The organism is Streptomyces sp. NPDC040622 (genome assembly GCF_055593965.1).
This window is the reverse complement of sequence record NZ_JBVIXD010000007.1, coordinates 1-18679: the sequence shown is the minus strand read 5'-3', so window position 1 is coordinate 18679 and position 18679 is coordinate 1. Positions and strand designations below refer to the sequence as shown.

At 71.4% G+C, this 18679-nt stretch carries 13 protein-coding genes; 5 read left to right on the top strand and 8 right to left on the bottom strand.

Annotated elements, in window-relative coordinates; genetic code table 11:
* Positions 1-6 precede the first annotated feature (6 nt).
* Both ACZ592_RS20590 and ACZ592_RS20585 read left to right on the top strand, forming a co-directional pair.
* The gene (locus tag ACZ592_RS20590; protein ID WP_471583031.1) at positions 7-3657 is read left to right on the top strand and encodes a hydantoinase B/oxoprolinase family protein; all 3651 of its coding nucleotides are present in this window, start codon (positions 7-9) and stop codon (positions 3655-3657) included.
* Positions 3638-4243: a GTP-binding protein gene (locus ACZ592_RS20585; RefSeq protein WP_471583030.1), complete on the top strand. Its 606-nt coding sequence runs from the start codon at positions 3638-3640 to the stop codon at positions 4241-4243. Before ACZ592_RS20590 ends, ACZ592_RS20585 begins: the two co-directional genes overlap by 20 nt.
* 64 nt (positions 4244-4307) lie before the next feature.
* Here ACZ592_RS20585 and glpK read toward each other — a convergent pair whose 3' ends face one another.
* The 5 genes from glpK to ACZ592_RS20560 form a co-directional block, all read right to left on the bottom strand.
* Positions 4308-5828: a glycerol kinase GlpK gene (gene glpK / locus ACZ592_RS20580; protein WP_471583029.1), complete on the bottom strand. Its 1521-nt coding sequence runs from the start codon at positions 5826-5828 to the stop codon at positions 4308-4310.
* A gap of 22 nt (positions 5829-5850) precedes the next feature.
* Entirely contained in the window at positions 5851-6606 is a 756-nt protein-coding gene (locus ACZ592_RS20575; protein WP_471583028.1) for an MIP/aquaporin family protein, read from the bottom strand.
* Between the two features lie 415 nt (positions 6607-7021).
* Complete coding sequence (locus ACZ592_RS20570; RefSeq protein WP_471583027.1) at positions 7022-8212, bottom strand: lipid-transfer protein; 1191 nt, start codon at positions 8210-8212, stop codon at positions 7022-7024.
* On the bottom strand, positions 8209-8655 hold the full coding sequence (locus ACZ592_RS20565) for a Zn-ribbon domain-containing OB-fold protein (RefSeq protein ID WP_471583026.1): 447 nt from the start codon (positions 8653-8655) through the stop codon (positions 8209-8211). Before ACZ592_RS20565 ends, ACZ592_RS20570 begins: the two co-directional genes overlap by 4 nt.
* A gap of 230 nt (positions 8656-8885) precedes the next feature.
* Positions 8886-9704 carry a M15 family metallopeptidase gene (locus tag ACZ592_RS20560; protein WP_471583025.1) on the bottom strand — a complete coding sequence of 273 codons (819 nt, stop codon included), beginning with the start codon at positions 9702-9704 and terminating at the stop codon, positions 8886-8888.
* Positions 9705-9776: 72 nt separating this feature from the next.
* Between ACZ592_RS20560 and ACZ592_RS20555 the strand changes: the two genes are divergently transcribed.
* The gene (locus tag ACZ592_RS20555; RefSeq protein ID WP_471583024.1) at positions 9777-10307 is read left to right on the top strand and encodes an NUDIX domain-containing protein; all 531 of its coding nucleotides are present in this window, start codon (positions 9777-9779) and stop codon (positions 10305-10307) included.
* 85 nt (positions 10308-10392) lie between these two features.
* Here the strand turns inward: ACZ592_RS20555 and ACZ592_RS20550 are convergent, their stop codons facing one another.
* Positions 10393-12765: a glycoside hydrolase family 31 protein gene (locus ACZ592_RS20550; protein WP_471583023.1), complete on the bottom strand. Its 2373-nt coding sequence runs from the start codon at positions 12763-12765 to the stop codon at positions 10393-10395.
* Between the two features lie 213 nt (positions 12766-12978).
* Here ACZ592_RS20550 and ACZ592_RS20545 point away from each other — a divergent pair, with 213 nt between their 5' ends.
* Both ACZ592_RS20545 and ACZ592_RS20540 read left to right on the top strand, forming a co-directional pair.
* On the top strand, positions 12979-14964 hold the full coding sequence (locus tag ACZ592_RS20545; protein ID WP_471583022.1) for an acetoacetate--CoA ligase: 1986 nt from the start codon (positions 12979-12981) through the stop codon (positions 14962-14964).
* An 88-nt stretch (positions 14965-15052) separates the two neighbouring features.
* Complete coding sequence (locus ACZ592_RS20540; protein WP_471583021.1) at positions 15053-15946, top strand: hypothetical protein; 894 nt, start codon at positions 15053-15055, stop codon at positions 15944-15946.
* A 67-nt stretch (positions 15947-16013) separates the two neighbouring features.
* Here the strand turns inward: ACZ592_RS20540 and ptsP are convergent, their stop codons facing one another.
* Together ptsP and ACZ592_RS20530 are read right to left on the bottom strand one after the other, a co-directional pair.
* Positions 16014-17684, bottom strand: a complete 1671-nt coding sequence (gene ptsP / locus ACZ592_RS20535) for a phosphoenolpyruvate--protein phosphotransferase (RefSeq protein WP_471583020.1) — start codon at positions 17682-17684, stop codon at positions 16014-16016.
* A 77-nt stretch (positions 17685-17761) separates the two neighbouring features.
* The gene (locus ACZ592_RS20530) at positions 17762-18211 is read right to left on the bottom strand and encodes a PTS sugar transporter subunit IIA (RefSeq protein ID WP_471583019.1); all 450 of its coding nucleotides are present in this window, start codon (positions 18209-18211) and stop codon (positions 17762-17764) included.
* Positions 18212-18679: the final 468 nt, after the last annotated feature.

Here is an 18679-nt window from a genome sequence, read left to right as displayed (position 1 = left end):
GAGAACGTGACTGGCTGGCAGTTCTGGGTCGACAGGGGCGGCACCTTCACCGACATCGTCGCGCGGGACCCGGACGGCGGCCTGCGCACGCACAAACTGCTCTCCGACAACCCGGGCCGCTACCGCGACGCGGCGGTCGCGGGCATCCGAGAACTCCTCGACGGGGCGGTGCCGGGCGATCCCGCCGCCGCGTCCGTCGACGCCGTCCGCATGGGCACCACCGTCGCCACCAACGCCCTCCTGGAGCGCAAGGGCGAGCCCACCGCCCTCGTCATCACCCGCGGCTTCCGCGACGCCCTGCGCATCGCCTACCAGAACCGCCCGCGGATCTTCGCCCGCGAGATCGTCCTGCCCGAACTCCTCTACGCCCGGGTCATCGAGGTCGACGAGCGCGTCACCGCCGACGGCGACGTGCGACGCGCACCCGACCTGGACGGCCTCGCGGGTCCGCTGCGGGAGGCGTACGACGACGGGATCCGCTCCGTGGCGGTGGTCTGCATGCACAGCCACCTCCACCCCGCCCACGAACAGGCCGTCGGCGACCTCGCCGTCCGTACCGGCTTCCCGCAGGTCTCGCTCTCCAGCGAGGTCAGCCCTCTCATGAAGCTCGTCCCGCGCGGCGACACCGCGGTCGTCGACGCCTACTTGTCACCGGTCCTGCGGCGCTATGTGCAGCAGGTCGCCGACGAACTCGACGGCGTGCGGCTGATGTTCATGCAGTCGAACGGCGGTCTAGCCGAGGCGGGCCAGTTCCGCGGCAAGGACGCCATCCTCTCCGGGCCCGCGGGCGGCATCGTGGGCATGGCCCGGATGTCGCGGCTGGCCGGCTTCGACCGTGTCATCGGCTTCGACATGGGCGGCACCTCGACGGACGTCTCGCACTACGCAGGCGCGTACGAACGGGTCTTCACCACACAGATCGCCGGGGTACGGCTGCGCGCCCCCATGCTCGACATCCACACCGTCGCCGCCGGCGGCGGGTCCGTGCTCCACTTCGACGGCAGCCGCTACCGCGTGGGGCCCGACTCGGCGGGCGCCGACCCCGGACCGGCGAGCTACCGCGGCGGCGGACCGCTCACCGTCACCGACGCCAACATCGCCCTGGGCCGCGTCCAGCCCGGCCACTTCCCCAGGGTGTTCGGCCCGGACGGGAACCAGCCCCTGGACGGCGGGCTGGTCCACGACCGCTTCGCGGCCCTCGCCGCGGAGATCCGCGCGGCGACCGGCGACGACCGCACGCCCGAGCAGGTGGCCGAGGGCTATCTGCGGATCGCGGTGGCCAACATCGCGGGCGCCGTGAAGCGCATCTCGGTCCAGAAGGGCCACGACGTCACCCGCTACGCCCTCACCACGTTCGGCGGCGCGGGCGGCCAGCACGCCTGCATGGTCGCCGACTCGCTCGGCATCCGCACCGTCCTCGTACCACCGATGGCGGGGGTGCTCTCCGCCCTCGGCATCGGGCTCGCCGACACCACGGCGATGCGCGAGCAGTCCGTGGAGACGGCGCTGGAGCCGTCGTCGATGCCGCACGTCCTGAAGACCGCCGACGACCTGGAGAGCGCCGCCCGCGACGAACTCCTCGCCGAGGACGTGCCGGCCGACCGCGTCCGCGTCGCGCGCCGCGCCCAACTCCGCTACGACGGCACGGACACCGCCCTGACCGTGGAGCTCACCGACCCCGACGCCATGACCCGGGACTTCGAGGAGCGCCACCGCGCCACGTACTCCTTCACCCTGGACCGTCCCGTCGTCGTCGAAGCCCTCTCCGTGGAGGCCACCGGAGTCACCGATCCGCCCGACCTCCGTGCCCTCGCGCACGCGGCGACACCGGGCACCCCGCAGCAGGTCCGCCTCCACACCGGCGGCACCTGGCGCGACGTACTCCTGCTGCGCCGCGAGGAGCTGCCGCCCGGCGAAACCGTCGCCGGACCGGCGATCATCACCGAGCCGGGTGCCACTACGGTCGTCGACGACGGCTGGCGGGCGGCGACGACCGACGCGGGACACCTGGTCATGGAACGCGTCGCGGAGCCGGAGAGTTCCACCGCGAGCACCGCCGCCGACCCCGTCCTCCTCGAAGTGTTCAACAACCTCTTCATGTCCATCGCCGAACAGATGGGCGCCCGCCTGGAGTCCACGTCCCAGTCGGTGAACATCAAGGAGCGGCTCGACTTCTCCTGCGCGCTCTTCGACCCCGAGGGCAACCTCGTCGCCAACGCCCCGCACATCCCCGTCCACCTGGGGTCGATGGGCACCAGCGTGAAGGAGGTCATCGAGCGCCGCGGCAGCGGCATGCGCCCGGGCGACACCTACGCGGTCAACGACCCCTACCACGGTGGCACCCACCTCCCCGACGTCACGGTCATCACGCCGGTCTTCGACAGGCCGGGGGAGCACGGCACTTCGGGGGAGCGGATCCTCTTCCACGTCGCCTCGCGCGGCCACCACGCCGAGATCGGCGGCATCGCCCCCGGCTCGATGCCGGCCGACAGCCGCACCATCGACGAGGAGGGCATCCTCTTCGACAACTGGCTTCTCGTAGAAGAGGGCCGTTTCCGGGAGGCCGAGACCCGCGGCCTGCTCACCGACGCCCCCCACCCCTCACGCAACCCGGACACCAACCTCGCCGACCTGCGTGCCCAGATCGCCGCCAACCAGAAGGGCGTCGACGAAGTCACCCGGATGATCGAGGACTTCGGCCTCGACGTCGTCCAGGCGTACATGAAACACGTCCAGGACAACGCCGAAGAATCCGTACGCCGGGTCATCGACGTCCTTGAAGAGGGCGAGTTCGCCTATCGGACGGACTCCGGGGCCACGATCCACGTCCGCGTCACCGTGGACCGCGAGGAGCGCTCGGCGACCATCGACTTCAGCGGCACGTCGGCCCAGCTCGCCACGAACTTCAACGCCCCCTTCGCGGTGGTCAACGCAGCCGTCCTGTACGTCTTCCGCACCCTCGTCGACGACGACATCCCGCTCAACGACGGCTGCCTGCGCCCCTTGCGGATCATCGTGCCCCCGGGCTCGCTGCTCGCCCCCGAGCCGCCGGCCGCCGTCGTCGCCGGGAACGTGGAGACCTCCCAGGCCATCACGGGCGCCCTCTACGCCGCCCTGGGCGTGCAGGCCGAGGGCTCCGGCACGATGAACAACGTCACCTTCGGCAACGACCACCACCAGTACTACGAGACGGTGGCCTCCGGATCCGGGGCGGGGGACGGATTCGACGGTGCGCCCGTCGTGCAGACCCACATGACCAACTCGCGGCTCACCGACCCCGAGGTCCTGGAGTGGCGGCTGCCCGTCCTCCTTGAGGAGTTCGCCGTGCGGCGGGGGAGCGGCGGCGCCGGGCGGTGGCGCGGCGGGGACGGAGCCGTGCGCCGCATCCGCTTCCGGGAGCCGATGACGGTCTCCACGCTCTCGCAGCACCGCAAGGTCGCCCCGTACGGCATGGCGGGCGGCGCCCCCGGCGCGCTCGGCGCCAACCGCGTGGAGCGCGCGGACGGCACCGTCGTGGAGCTCGGCGGCAGCGACTCGGCGGACCTCGGCCCCGGCGACGTACTCGTGATCGAAACCCCCGGCGGCGGCGGATACGGACCGGCCCCGCGCGACACCACTGATCCAGGAGAAGTGAGCGATGATCTTCAGGCGTTCTGAGCGCGACAAGGCCCCCGTCGAGCCGGTCACGCTGAAGATCCTCGTGGCGGGCGGCTTCGGCGTCGGCAAGACGACCCTGGTCGGCGCGGTCAGCGAGATCAAACCGCTGCGCACCGAGGAGACCCTCAGCGAGGCCGGCCGCCCCGTCGACGACACGCGCGGCGTCGCGGGCAAGCACACCACCACGGTCGCCATGGACTTCGGCCGCATCACGCTCCGCGAGGACCTGGTCCTGTACCTCTTCGGCACGCCGGGCCAGGACCGCTTCTGGTTCCTCTGGGACGAGCTGGCCACCGGAGCGCTCGGCGCCGTCGTCCTCGCCGACACACGCCGCCTGGAGGACTGCTTCGCCGCCGTCGACTACTTCGAGCGGCGCTCCATACCCTTCGTCGTCGGCGTCAACTGCTTCGAAGGATCGTCCCGTTACCCCGCCGACGCCGTACGCCAGGCGCTGGACCTCGACTCCGGAGTACCGGTCGTGATGTGCGACGCGCGCGATCGCGAGTCGGTCAAGGAGGTCCTCATCGACGTCGTCGAGCACGCGATGGAGGCGGCCGCGGCGGCCAGGCAGCCCGCCACGACGTAGCCGGGAGCACCCGCAGCGGCCCGTACCCCCGCCGACCGGGGTACGGGCCGCAGTCCTGCCCGGCTCAGCCTTCGCCGTCCTCCAGCCAGCCGAAGCTCCGCTCCACCGCCTTGTGCCAGTTGTGGAACTCCCGGTCCCGCGACGCGGCGTCCATCCGCGGTGTCCACTCCACGTCCTGCTGCCAGTGCGCCTTGAGCTCGTCGAGGTCGTTCCACACACCGGTCGCGAGGCCGGCCGCGTACGCCGCGCCCAGACAGGTGGTCTCGGAGACCTTCGGACGGATCACCGGCACGCCCAGGACGTCCGCCTGGTGCTGCATCAGCAGGTTGTTCTTGGTCATGCCGCCGTCCACCTTCAGGGTGGTGATCCGCACTACGGAGTCCTGGTACATGGCGTCCACGACCTCACGCGTCTGCCAACTGGTCGCCTCCAGCACCGCGCGCGCCAGGTGGGCCTTGGTGACGTACCGGGTGAGGCCGGTGACGACCCCGCGCGCGTCGGAGCGCCAGTACGGTGCGTAGAGGCCGGAGAACGCCGGCACGATGTACGCCCCGCCGTTGTCGTCCACGCTCGCCGCGAGCGGCTCGATCTCGTCGGCCGAGCGGATGATGCCCAACTGGTCGCGGAACCACTGCACCAGGGCTCCGGTGATCGCGATGGACCCCTCCAGGCAGTAGACGGGGGCCTCGGAGCCGATCTTGTAGCCCACCGTCGTGAGCAGTCCGTTCTTGGAGGGGACGGGCCGGTTGCCGGTGTTGAGCAGCAGGAAACTGCCCGTTCCGTACGTGTTTTTGGCCGTCCCCGTGTCGTAGCAGGCCTGCCCGAACACGGCCGCCTGTTGGTCGCCGAGCGCGGAGGCGACGGGTACTCCGGAGAGCTGGCCCACGGCCGTCCCGTACACCTCGGCCGACGACCTGATCTCGGGCAGGACCGCCTCGGGGACGTTCATCGCCGACAGGATCGACCGGTCCCACTGGAGCGTCTCCAGGTTCATCAGCATGGTGCGGCCCGCGTTGGTGACGTCGGTGACGTGCTTGCCGCCGTCGGTGCCGCCCGTGAGGTTCCAGATGAGCCAGGAGTCGATGGTGCCGAAGGCTATCTCGCCCCGTTCGGCGCGGGCTCGGAGCCCGGGCACGTTGTCGAGCAGCCAGGCGGCCTTGGGGCCGGAGAAGTAGCTCGCGAGCGGCAGTCCGGTCTGCTCGCGGAAGCGGTCCTGGCCGTCGCTCCCGCCCAGGTCGTTGCAGAGCGCCGCGGTGCGGGTGTCCTGCCAGACGATCGCGTTGTGCACGGGCTTGCCGGTGGCGCGGTCCCACAGCACCGTGGTCTCGCGCTGGTTGGTGATGCCGAGCGCGCTCAGCTGGTCGGCGCGGAGCCCGGCCTTGGCGATCGCCCCCGCGACCACCGCCTGCACCTTCGACCAGATCTCGGTGGCGTCGTGCTCCACCCAGCCGGGCTTGGGAAAGATCTGGCGGTGCTCGCGCTGGTCCACGGCGACGATCGCGCCGTCCTGGTCGAAGATGATGCAGCGGCTCGACGTAGTGCCCTGGTCGATGGCGGCGACGAATTTCTCGGAGCTGTCCGGCATGGCTACCCCTTGATGAGAAGACTCAGAAGGCTGCGTTGTAGATGAGGCCCGCGAGGGCTCCGCCGATGAGCGGTCCGGCCACCGGAATCCAGGCGTAGCTCCAGTCGGACGTGCCCTTGTTGGGGATCGGCAGGAAGGTGTGCACGATGCGCGGACCGAGGTCGCGCGCCGGGTTGATGGCGTACCCCGTGGGGCCGCCCAGGGAGAGGCCGATGCCGACGACCAGGAAGGCCACGATCAGCGTCTGCGTGCCGGACTCGCCGAGCCCTTCGGTCAGGCCGAAGGCGAGGATCGGCAGCACCAGCGCGACGGTCGCGATGACCTCGGTGATCATGTTGGCGACCGGGTTCCGGATCTCCGGGATGGTGGAGAAGATGCCGAGTGTCGGCGTCGGCTGGTGCACGCCCTCCGCGTCGCCCTTCGCGCCCCGCGTGACGTTGGCGTTGAACTGCGCGAGATACACGAGGTACGCGAGGACGGCGCCGAGCATCGCGCCGACCATCTGTCCGAGCAGATAGAGCCAGACCTTGTCCCACTTGCCGGTGTCGATGGCGATGCCGAGCGTGACGGCGGGGTTGAGATGGCCGCCGGAGAGCGGCCCCGCGGTGTAGGCGCCGGCGAGCACGCCGAAGCCCCAGCCGAAGGCGATGACGACCCATCCGGAGGCCTTCGCCTTGGAATGGCTCAGCACGACCGCGGCGCACACGCCGGCGCCGAGCAGAATCAGAATCGCGGTGCCGATGACCTCACCGACGAAGATGTCCCCATTCGAGTACATGGCGGCTCCTAGGCCCTCGCCCGGGGCGGTCCGCCCCGGTACTCCGTGCAGGGTGCGTTCCTCGACTACTGCCTGGATGCGCCCGGCCGATGCAGCCGGAGGCAGGGAGTCTCCCGCGCCCCGCCCGGCGGCCATGACGAGCGTGCCGTGGCAGTCGTATCGCCCTGGGGGATGACCCGTTGACCAGGCCCTTCACGCGGCCCTTCGTGCGCACAGAGGCTCTGGGCGCCGGGGGCCGAGGTGCGGCGACGCCGACTGACACCCGGAAGTGTTCACCGATGGTGATGGAGCGTCAAGGTCGCCGACCGCACCGGTTAACCGGTGTGACAGCTTCCTTCGCAGCGCCCGCCGCGCGCCCCGGGGGACCGCCCCCGCACCCCGCCGCCGTCGGTCGGGGCCGGTCCGCGCGAGGGGGTCAGCGCACCGCGACGACCGAGGACCCGTGCCCGAACAGGCCCTGGTTCGCGGTGATCCCCACCCGCGCCCCCTCGATCTGCCGCGCCCCTGCCGCACCTCTCAACTGCCAGGTGACTTCGCACACTTGGGCGATGGCCTGCGCGGGAACGGCTTCCCCGAAGGAAGCGAGACCGCCGCTGGTGTTCACGGGTACGCGCCCGCCCGGCGCCGTCGCCCCGTCGCGCAGCAGCTTGGCGCCCTCGCCCTCGCCGCAGAGCCCCAGGTCCTCGTACCACTGCAGTTCCAGCGCGGTCGACAGGTCGTAGACCTCCGCAAGCGATATGTCCTCCGGGCCTATGCCCGCTTCTTCGTACGCCGCCCGCGCGATGGACGCGCGGAACGTCCCGTCGGCCGGCTCGACGACGGCCGCCGAGTCCGTGGCGATGTCCGGCAGGTCGAGGACCGTCCTCGGATAGGTCGGCGTCACCGTGGACACCGCGCGGATGCGCACCGGGTCCGCCGCTCCGTGCCGCCGCGCGAACTCCATGCTGCAGAGCACCAGGGCCGCGGCCCCGTCAGAGGTGGCACAGATGTCGAGCAGCCGCAGCGGGTCGGCCACGACGGCGGACGCGGCGACCTCCTCGGCGGTGACGGCCTTGCGGTAGCGCGCGTTCGCGTTGAGCGCGCCCGCTGCCGCGTTCTTCACCTTGACCTGGGCGAAGTCCTCCAGGGTGTCGCCGTGCACGGCCATCCGGCGCCGCGCGTAGAGCCCGAAGTAGGCGGGGTTGGTGGCTCCGAGGACGCGGAAGCGCAGCCAGTCGGGGTCATCGGGCCGGTCCCCGCCGGCGGGCCGGAAGAATCCCTTGGGGGCCGCGTCGGCGCCGACGACCAGGACCACGTCGGCCATGCCCGCGAGGATCTGCGTACGCGCCGCGGCGATGGCCTGGGCGCCGGACGCGCACGCCGCGTACACGCTCGCGACCCGCGCTCCCTGCCAGCCGAGCGCCTTGGCGAACGTCGCCCCGGCCACGTACCCGGGATAGCCGCCGCGCACGGTGTCCGCCCCGACGATCGAGCCCACGTCCCGCCAGTCGACCCCGGCGTCCGCGAGCGCCGTGCGGGCCGCCGCCACCCCGTACTCGACGAATCCGCGACCCCACTTGCCCCAGGGGTGCATGCCCGCACCGAGCACCGCCACCTCGCCGCTCATGCGCCCACCCCCACCGGCCGCCAGTGCCATGTCGTCCACGTCGTCGTGTCGTCCTCGTTCAGCACCCCCGGGACGGCCTCCACCTCCATGCCGACCTCCAGATCGGCCACGGTGATCCCGGGCACCGCCTGTCCGAGCACCACCATGCGCTCCGCCTCCAGTTCCACCGCGATCAACGCGTAGGGCTGCCAGGGAAGTTCCGGATCCGATACGTAGGGTGCCGGCGGCCGGTAGCGCCCGTCGGTGTACGACCACACGCGCCCGCGCCGGGACAGCGGCACCTCGGCGAGCTCCCCGCCCCCGCACCCGGGGTTGCGGCAGAAGCCGTCCTCGCGCGGGAAGAAGACGCAGGAGCACGCCGAGCAGCGTGTGCCCAGAAGGCGGAAGTCGTCCCCCTCCCCGGCGAACCAGTTGGCCACTACGGGTGTGCGCGTGCGCGGCAAAGCTCCTCCAGGACTGGATCTGACGGAACGTCAGAAGTGTGCCACGGGCAACCGGATTTCGTCAGGGGGCGTCGGGCGGGCAGAAATATCGAGGTGCACTGAACCGGACGGGCCTCTCTCGCGTCCGAGTATCGGAGGAGGTTGTCCGGGATCGACGGGGGTGGTCCCGGACGACCCCCTCTCGTGCGGAGGGATGACTCCCGGGGCGACGGCCGGGGTCGCGACCCCGGCTACTTCCCGTGCAGCGACTTTCGGGAGACGGGGAAGTCGAAGTAGGTGTCCGGGAACAGCTCCGGCTTGTGCGTGAAGTGCCACCACTCCTCGGGGAGATTGGCGAACCCCTGCTTGGAGAGCACGTCGCGCAGCAGATCCCGGTTGGCCCGCTGCTTGCCCTTGATCCGCGGGTCGTCCGTGTGCGCCAGCGTGTCGAAGCAGTCGAAACCCGTCCCCATGTCCACGGAGTTGTCGGGGAAGCGCCCGCTCTTCGGCCCGAAGCACGGCGTGAGCGGCTCTCCGGGTACGTACGGCCGGGTCGGCAGGGTCGGCAGCCGCACCACCGTCAGATCCACCGTCGAGCCCCTGCTGTGCCCGGACTTCTCCGCGATGTAGCCGTCCTCGAACAGCCGCGACTTGTCGACCTGGGGATAGAACTCCGCCTTCATGCGCTCGTCGGCCGGATTCTCGGCCCAGCGCACGAAGTGGTTCACCGCCCGTTGCGGGCGGTAGCAGTCGTACACCTTCAGCGAGTAACCCTTGCGCAGGAGAGAGCGCTGCGCCTTGTGCAGGGCCTTGGCCGCGGGCTCCGTAAGGATGCACATCGGCTTCTTGTAGCCGTCGACGGGCTCGCCCACGAAGTTGTGCGGCGTGAAGTACCGCATCTCCTGGATGATCGTCGGGTCGACGTCGCGCAGGGCGACGAACTCCTCGGGAGCCTTCGGCTCGGCCCGCGCCTGGGCGGTCGCGTGCGCGGTGAAGGGGACGGCGGTCACGGCCAGCAGAGCGGCGGTGCCGAGGGCGAGCTTCCGCAGGGCGGGGAGAAGTCCTGTCATGCCCCCTGCGTCTATCAGGACCACCGCCACCCGCGAAAGACCGACGCGTCGTGGATCGGATACAGTCCGCGCGTGTCCCCATCCCCACACCCCACCAACACCCCTCCGGGCTCCCACTGTTCGAGCTGCGGAGCGCCCTACGCAGACCAGCCGTCGGGCTGGCCCCGCACCTGCGCCGCCTGCGGCGCCGTGGCCTACCGCAATCCGCTGCCCGTGGCGGTCGCCCTCCAGCCGGTGTACGACACACAGGGCACCGGCCTGGTCGTCATCACCCGCACCATCGCTCCCGCGCGCGGGGGAATCGCCCTGCCCGGCGGGTTCATCGACGACCGGGAGGACTGGCGCGACGCGGTCGTGCGCGAACTCAAGGAAGAGACCGGCATCGGCGCGGAGAGCCGCGACGTCCGCCTGGCCGACGCCATGAGCGCACCCGACGGCTACCTGCTGCTCTTCGGGCTCCTCCCGGAACGCCCCGCCGCCGACCTGCCGGCCTCCGCGCCGACCGACGAGACCGAAGGCCGGCACCTGCTGCGCCGCCCGGACGAACTCGCCTTCCCGCTGCACACGCTGGCGGCACACGCATGGTTCGAGGGCCGCTACTGATCCCGAGCGGCCACCTCTGATCCTCCGGGGCCACCACTGCCCCGCACGCGGCCACCGCCGCCCTCCACGCGCCCGCCGGCGCCTCTCACCCGCCGAGTCCCCGCACCCGCACCGGACGCCCCGGTGCGGGGCCGTCCCCGCCCCCCTCGCCCCCGTCCCGCTCCACGACCACGCGCCCCTCGCTCCACCGCGTCGTGAACCGCTCGAGCTCGGCCTCCGCCCACCCGTCCCCCGCGTCGGGGACCACGAGGCCGCCTCCCGTACGCCCCTCGGCGGGCGCCCACGCCTCCAGTTCGAGGGCACCGTCACGGCCCCGCACGGGCAGCACGGCGCCCGCGCGCGCCAGCACCGGGACGCGCGACAGCGGAGCCTCCACCAAGACCTTCCCCGGTCCTTCGTACGCCGTGCCGGTCACCGTGTCGTACCAGCGCCCCGGCGGCAGCCGCACCGTCCGCCGCACGGCACCGCTCTCCAGGACCGGCGCCACCAGCAGGGAGTCCCCGAGCAGAAACGCGTCCCCGCAGTCCCGCAGCGCCCGGTCCTCGGGATTGCCCCACCACACCGGCCGCACATAGGGAGCACCGGTCCGCCGCGCGAGATGGGCGAGCGTCACGAAATACGGCAGCAGCCTCCTCCGCTCGACGAGCACCTCGCGCGCGTGCCCGAGCACGTCGTCACCGAACTCCCACGGCTCGCGCCGCCCCGCCTCGATCGCCGCGTGCGTACGGAACAGCGGGAGATACGCCCCGAGCTGGAACCACCGCAGATACAGCTCGGGCGAGGGACTGCCGTCGAACCCGCCCACATCCGGGCCCGAGTACGGCACCCCGCACAACCCGAGCCCCAGCACCAGCGACAGCGAGGCCCGCAGCCCCGGCCAGCCCGTGGACACATCGCCGGACCACGTCCCTCCGTAGCGCTGCATCCCCGCCCACCCCGAACGTGAGAACAGGAAGGGCCGCTCCTCGGGGTGCAGCGCGCGCAACGCCTCGTACCCGGCACGGGCCATCCCCAGGCCGTACACGTTGTGCGCCTCCCGGTGGTCACCGCCACGCCCTTCCAAGGAGTGCCGCGCCGACCGGGGGAGCGTCGCCTCGCCGAACGCGGCGAACGACACTGGCTCGTTCATGTCGTGCCAGAACCCCGCGAACCCCTGGTCGAGGCGCTCCTCGTAGTGCGTGCCCCACCACTCCCGCACGCGCGGGTCGGTGAAATCCGGGTACACCGCCTCGCCGGGCCACACGACACCGCGCACCGGCCGCCCCGCCGCGTCCCGCACAAAGGCGTCGGCCGCCACCCCGCTGTCGTACACCTCGACGCCCGGCTCCGACCTGACCCCCGGATCGACGATCGACACGAGCCGGATGCCGTCCCTGCGCAACTCGTCCGCGAACTGCGGAAGTTTGGGGAAGCGCTCCTTGTCGACGGTGAACACCTGGTGCGCGTCGTAGTGGTCGATGTCCAGATGGACGGCGTCCAACGGCAGCCCGCGCTCCTGATAGCCCGCGACGATCCGCCGCACCTCCTGCTCGCTGCCGAAGCCCCACCGCGCGTGATGGTGCCCGAGTGCCCACGCGGGCGGCAGCGCCGGGGGACCCGTGAGGGACGCCCAGGCATGCAGCACGCGCGCGGGAGTACCGACGATCACCCAGTACCGCAGCGGCCCGCCGTCCATCCGCAGCTCGCACGAACCGGCCCGGTCGTGCCCGGACCCGGCCCCCTCCTCGCCCTCGTGCACCGACACCTCGCCCTCCCACGTGTTGTCGTGGAAGACCAGATGCGTGGCGGCGTCCGCCACCACCATCTGCACCGGCATCGTGATGTAGAGCGGATCGTCGTGCGGCCCGAAGGAACCACCCGGATCGGTGTTCCACAGCCGGTACGTGCCGTTCCGCAGCCGCGGCCCGCCGGACCGCCCGCCCAGCCCGAAGAACCGCGCGTCCGCCGCCACCTCCGACCGCTGCACCCAGCGCGCCGCGCCCCCCTCGGCAGACTCCCACCAGCGCGGCGGGAGATCGCGCCGCAGCATCACACCACCGGGCGTGCGCAGTTCGACGGCGCCGTGCCGCGAGACGACGATCGTCGTCCGCTCGGACACGACCCGCCAGCCGCCCTCCTTGTCGGGCTCGAGGACGGCCCGCGGATCCGGCTCGGGGCTCCGGCACGACACCGCGCAGGAGGGCTCGGGCTCCGCCCCGTCCCAGCCGAGGAAGACCGCTCCGCCGGCCGTCACCCGCACCCGCAGCGCGGAGCGCGCGAACCGCACCACACCGCCGCCCGGCTCCGGCTCCACCCCCGTCACCGCACCCGGCACCCGGGCACGCTCCGTGCCCCGCGGCGCCAGCCCCGTCGCGTCCGCCCGCCATCTGCGCCACGAGGAGCGCACCGTGCGCACCCCCTGCGCCGTGCCGACCATGCCGACCGCCTTCACCGAACGCACCAGGTCACGACCGTTCATGCTGCTCACCCTGCCACCGAAGAAGCCGCGTGTGGGCCGCGTTCAACTGCCGTTCACCTGGGGTGACGGCACATGTCGACGGGACCCGCTGTGTGAGGAACACCCTGGTGCGGAAGTCGATCACGTGGCATCGTCCCTTTCAGCCGTGTTCACGCGCACACCCAGCACGTGCGCACTCCACGCATACGACGCGTACAGTCCGGGAGCCGCCCCATGTCGTCCTCAGCGAACCCCGCGCCGCTCTGGCAGCCGAGCCCGGAGAGGATCGCCGGCGCACAGGTCACCCGTTTCCAGGCCTGGGCGGCCGAGCACTACGACGCCCCGGCGGACGGCGGCTACGAAGCGCTGCACCGCTGGTCGGTGACCGAGCTCGAGACGTTCTGGCAGGCCGTCACCGACTGGTTCGACGTCCGCTTCACCACCCCCGGCACGCGCGTACTGGCCGACCGCTCGATGCCGGGCGCCGCATGGTTCCCCGGAGCGACCCTCAACTACGCCGAGCACGCACTGCGCGCCGCCGAGGACCCCACACGCGCGGACACCCCCGCCCTCCTCCACGTCGACGAGAGCCACGACCCGCAGCCCGTCACCTGGGCCGAGCTGCGCCGCCAAGTGGGCTCCCTGACCGCCGAACTGCGCAACCTGGGCGTACGCCCAGGAGACCGCGTCAGCGGCTACCTCCCGAACATCCCGCAGGCCGTCGTCGCCCTCCTGGCCAGCGCGGCCGTCGGCGCCGTCTGGACCTCCTGCGCCCCCGACTTCGGCGCCCGCAGCGTCCTGGACCGCTTCCAGCAGGTCGAACCGGTCGTCCTGTTCACCGTCGACGGCTACCGCTACGGGGGCAAGGAGCACGACCGGCGCGACACCGTCGCCGAGCTCCGTGCCGAACTGCCCGGCCTCCGCGCGGTCGTCCACATCCCGCTCCTCGGCACCGACGCTCCCGAAGGCGCCCTGGAATGGTCGGCCCTCACCTCCGCCGACGTGGCCCCCACCTTCGAGCCCGTGCCCTTCGACCACCCCCTGTGGGTGCTCTACTCCTCCGGCACCACCGGCCTGCCCAAGGCCATCGTCCAGTCCCAGGGCGGCATCCTCGTCGAACACCTCAAGCAGCTCGGCCTGCACTGCGACCTCGGCCCCGACGACCGCTTCTTCTGGTACACCTCGACCGGCTGGATGATGTGGAACTTCCTCGTCTCCGGCCTGCTGACGGGCACCACGATCGTCCTGTACGACGGCAGCCCCGGCTACCCCGACACCGGCGCCCAGTGGCGCATCGCCGAACGCACCCGAGCCACCCTCTACGGCACCTCCGCCGCATACGTCATGGCGTGCCGCAAGGCCGACGTCCATCCCGCCCGCGACTACGACCTCTCCCGCATCACGTGCGTCGCCACGACCGGCTCCCCGCTTCCCCCCGACGGCTTCCGCTGGCTGCACGACGAGTTCGCCGACACCCCGGGCGGCCTGTGGATCGCCTCGGTCAGCGGGGGCACGGACGTCTGCTCCTGCTTCGCCGGCGCCGTCCCCACCCTTCCCGTCCACATCGGGGAGCTGCAGGCCCCCTGCCTCGGCACGGACCTGCAGTCCTGGGACCCCCAGGGCAAACCGCTCATCGACGAGGTCGGCGAACTGGTCGTCACCAACCCCATGCCGTCCATGCCCATCCACTTCTGGAACGACCCGGACGGCACCCGCTACCACGACAGCTACTTCGACACCTACCCCGGCGTCTGGCGGCACGGCGACTGGATCACCCTCACCGCACGCGGCTCGGTGGTCATCCACGGGCGCTCCGACTCCACGCTCAACCGCCAGGGCGTCCGCATGGGGTCGGCCGACATCTACGAAGCCGTCGAACGCCTGCCGGAGATCCGGGAGTCCCTCGTCATCGGCGTCGAACAGCCCGACGGCGGCTACTGGATGCCGCTCTTCGTCCACCTCGCCGAGGGCGCGACGCTCGACGACGCCCTGCGCGACCGCCTCAAGCAAACGATCCGCGAGCAGCTCTCCCCGCGCCACGTCCCCGACGAGGTCATCGAGGTCCCCGGCATCCCGCACACCCTCACCGGCAAGCGCATCGAGGTGCCCGTCAAGCGCCTCCTGCAAGGCACACCTCTGGACAAGGCGGTCAATCCGGGCTCGGTCGACCGCCTCGAACTCCTCGACTTCTACGCGGACCTGGCCCGCAAGCGCGCCTGACGACCGCGCCTTCCCGCAGCTCAGCGGCCGTTGTCAGTGCCTCTCGTTACTGTGAGTGAGCATTGATCGACCGAATGCAGGGGGAATCATGGCGCACATCCGACCCGACACCATGCGACGCGCACTGCGCCGCGAAGTCGCCGGCACCATCGGCCTGCTGGCCGACGAGGAAGACTTCGCGGCGATGCGCCGCTACCGCACCTTCACCTTCGACGACCACGAGACCTATCTCCAGCAGGTCGAAGGCCTGCTCAGAACCCTCGCCTCGCAAGGCCGGCACACGACGGTCGCGCTCTTCGACCCCGAGGAGTACGAGGAGTACTGCGCGGACACCGGCCTGGACCCGGACGCCCCGGCCAGCCGCACCCGCTTCACCGCCGAACTGGCATCGGGCGGCCCCACCCTGCCCTACGAGGGCCAGCCCCTCGCCGACCTCGTCCCCGAGCTCGTCGACGAGGCGGTCCGCCGCGCCACCTGGGAGTACGCGACGCTGGTGCTCGCCCGCGCCGGCACCTGCGCGACCTGCGGCGAAGACATCGGACGCGCCGCGTTCACCCGAGCCTCTGCACTGATCTCCCGAGCCCTCGACACCACGGACCCCGGCACCCGGCACCTGGTGTGCAGCGTGCCCTGCGACCCCGAGACCCTCCTCGCCGCACTGCGCGTCGAGATCGACGCCGACGGACGCGCCCACCTCGACGACACCGAGGCCCTGGAATTCACCACGGTCCTCGCGGTCGGCATCGCCACCCACCGGGCCTGCGGCATGGTGCTGCGCGCCGGCGCCGACGGCACCCGCGACCGCGTCCACGGCTGGCGCATGAACGACGGACGCCTCCAGCCCCTCACCGCGGCCGAGGTCTTCGACGCGTACTGCACCGACGCCATCTCCGGCGAGCTCGTCTCCCCGGAATCCGGCGTCGACTACTGCGCGGCGCCCGACCTCGACGACGACGATCCCGAAGGGGGGCACACCCACTGAACGCCTCAGGGGCGCCCCACCGGTCGTGGGGCGCCCCTGAAGGACAGCTCTGCTGACTCCGGCGAACCTACTCGCCGGAGAGCACCGCCTGCGCGGCCTTGCGAGCCTCGTCGGCGCTGTCGGCGGCACGAGCCGCCGACGCGGCACGCTCGCACTGCGCCAGCGTGTACTTGCCGAGCGTCGCGCGCACGTAAGGAATGGACGCCGCACCCATCGACAGAGAGGTGACACCCAGACCGGTCAACACACAGGCGAGCAGGGGGTCGGAAGCGGCCTCGCCACACACACCACAGCTCTTGCCCTCGGCCCTGGCCGCCTCGGCGGACAGCGAGACCAGGTCGAGCAGCGCGGGCTGCCACGGGTCCTGGAGCCGGGACACCGCACCCACCTGCCGGTCGGCGGCGAAGGCGTACTGCGCCAGGTCGTTGGTGCCCAGCGACAGGAACTCGACCTCCTGAAGGATCGAGCGCGCCCGCAGCGCGGCCGACGGGATCTCGACCATCGCGCCGAACTTCGCCTGCAGCCCGGCCGCACGGCACGCGTCCGCGAACGCCTTGGCGTCGGCGCGGTCCGCCACCATCGGGGCCATGACCTCAAGGTAGACGGGCAGTCCCTCGGAGGCCTTGGCCAGCGCGGTCAGCTGCGTCCGCAGCACCTCGGGGTGGTCGAGCAGCGACCGCAGGCCGCGCACGCCGAGCGCCGGGTTCGGCTCGTCGGCCGGCGTCAGGAAGTCCAGCGGCTTGTCCGCGCCGGCATCCAGCACGCGCACGACGACACGGCCCTCGGGGAAGGCCTCGAGCACCTTGCGGTACGCCTCGACCTGCTTCTCCTCGGTCGGTGCCTTGGTGCTGTCGTCCAGGAAGAGGAACTCGGTACGGAACAGTCCGACGCCCTCGGCCCCGGCCTCCACGGCTGCCGGCACGTCGGCGGGACCGCCCACGTTGGCGAGCAGCGGCACCTTGTGCCCGTCGGACGTCGCGCCGGGACCGGTCGACGCGGCCAGCGCGGCCTTCCGTTCGGCAGCGGCGGCCTCGAGCTGCTGCCGCTTCTCCGCGCTCGGATCCACGAAGATCTCACCGGTGCTGCCGTCCACGGCGACGACCGTGCCCTCGGCGAGCTCGCCGGCGCCCGGCATCGCGACGATGGCCGGCACACCGAGCGCCCGCGCGAGGATCGCGCTGTGGCTCGTGGGGCCGCCCTCTTCGGTGACGAAGCCGAGTACCAGCGCCGGGTCGAGCAGCGCGGTGTCCGCGGGCGCGAGGTCCCGCGCGATCAGGACGTAGGGCTGGTCGCTGTCCGGGACACCCGGCATCGGAACACCCAGCAGGCGCGCGACGATGCGGTTGCGCACGTCGTCGAGGTCCGCCACACGACCGGCCATGTACTCACCGGCACCGGCCAGCAGTTCGCGGTAGTGGGAGAACGCGTCGTAGACCGCGCGCTCGGCCGTGCTGCCGACGGTGATGCGGCGGTCGACGTCGGCCATGAGCTCCGGGTCCTGGGCGATCATGGCCTGTGCCTCGAGCACCGCCTGCGCCTCGCCACCGGCCAGATTGCCGCGCGCATTCAGGTCGGCGGCCACAGCCTCCACGGCCTGGCGGGCGCGCCCCTGTTCGCGCTCTGCCTCCTCCGTGGGAATCTGCTTGGCCGGCGGCTCCAGGACCGCCGTACCCATGTGCCGAACCTCGCCGATCGCCACACCGTGGCTCACACCGACGCCTCGCAGCGTTGTCTCCATTTCACCCGTCTCCGATAGTGCGACGGGCCCAGCCGTCGCGGTGGTTGTCGTGCCTGCCGTCCGTGACGGCGATGCCGTCACTGCCAGCTGAAGAGCGCGTCGCCGGCCTTCACGTCGCCGTCCTCGACGAGATCGGAGAGGGACTCGGCGGTGGCCTCGAGTGCCACGATGGGGCACACCGGGGACTTGCCGGCGGCCTCGACGGCTGCCGGGTTCCAGCGGACCACGGCCTGGCCGCGCTGCACGGTGTCACCCTTGTTGACGAGGAGCTCGAAGCCCTCGCCGTTGAGCTGAACGGTGTCGATGCCGAGGTGCGTCAGAACGCCGTGGCCCTGATCGTCCACCACTACGAAGGCGTGGGGGTGGAGAGAGACGACGATGCCGTCCACGGGAGAGACGGCCTCGGAGGGCTCGCGCGCGGGATCGATAGCCGTGCCAGGCCCGACCATCGCGCCGGAGAACACGGGATCAGGTACCGCAGAGAGCCCGATGGCGCGTCCTGCAAGCGGGGACGAAACACTGGTCATGGCAAGCCTCCCAGGGGGTGGAGATTCGTAGCCGCCGTCGCTACCTGTCCTGGACGACGCACTGTTCAGAAGGGTAAGTCATAAGAAGTCCCGGTTCCGCATGAGAGGTCCCGGTTGGCGGACGTAGAGACAGTGCACAAACGATTTGCGCCTGCCCGACCCCGGATGTACAGTCGGACTCCTGCCTGAGGCCGTGGGACGCGGTAAGCGTCCGGTCTCGGCGGCAACCTTCACGTCAGATCCTATCCCTGGCTTTGGTTCCGCATGTCTGCGGTCACCGTGGTCAGAGAGTCGAATGAGACCTGATAAAGTCGGAGCCGCCGGAAAGGGAAACGCGAAAAGCCGCAAGGCTGGAGCGGGAACCGGAAAGGCGCCGAGGAAATCGGACACGAAAGAGTCTGATAGAGTCGGAAACGCAAGAACAAAAGAAACACCGAAGGGAAGCGCCCGGAGGAAAGCCCGAGAGGG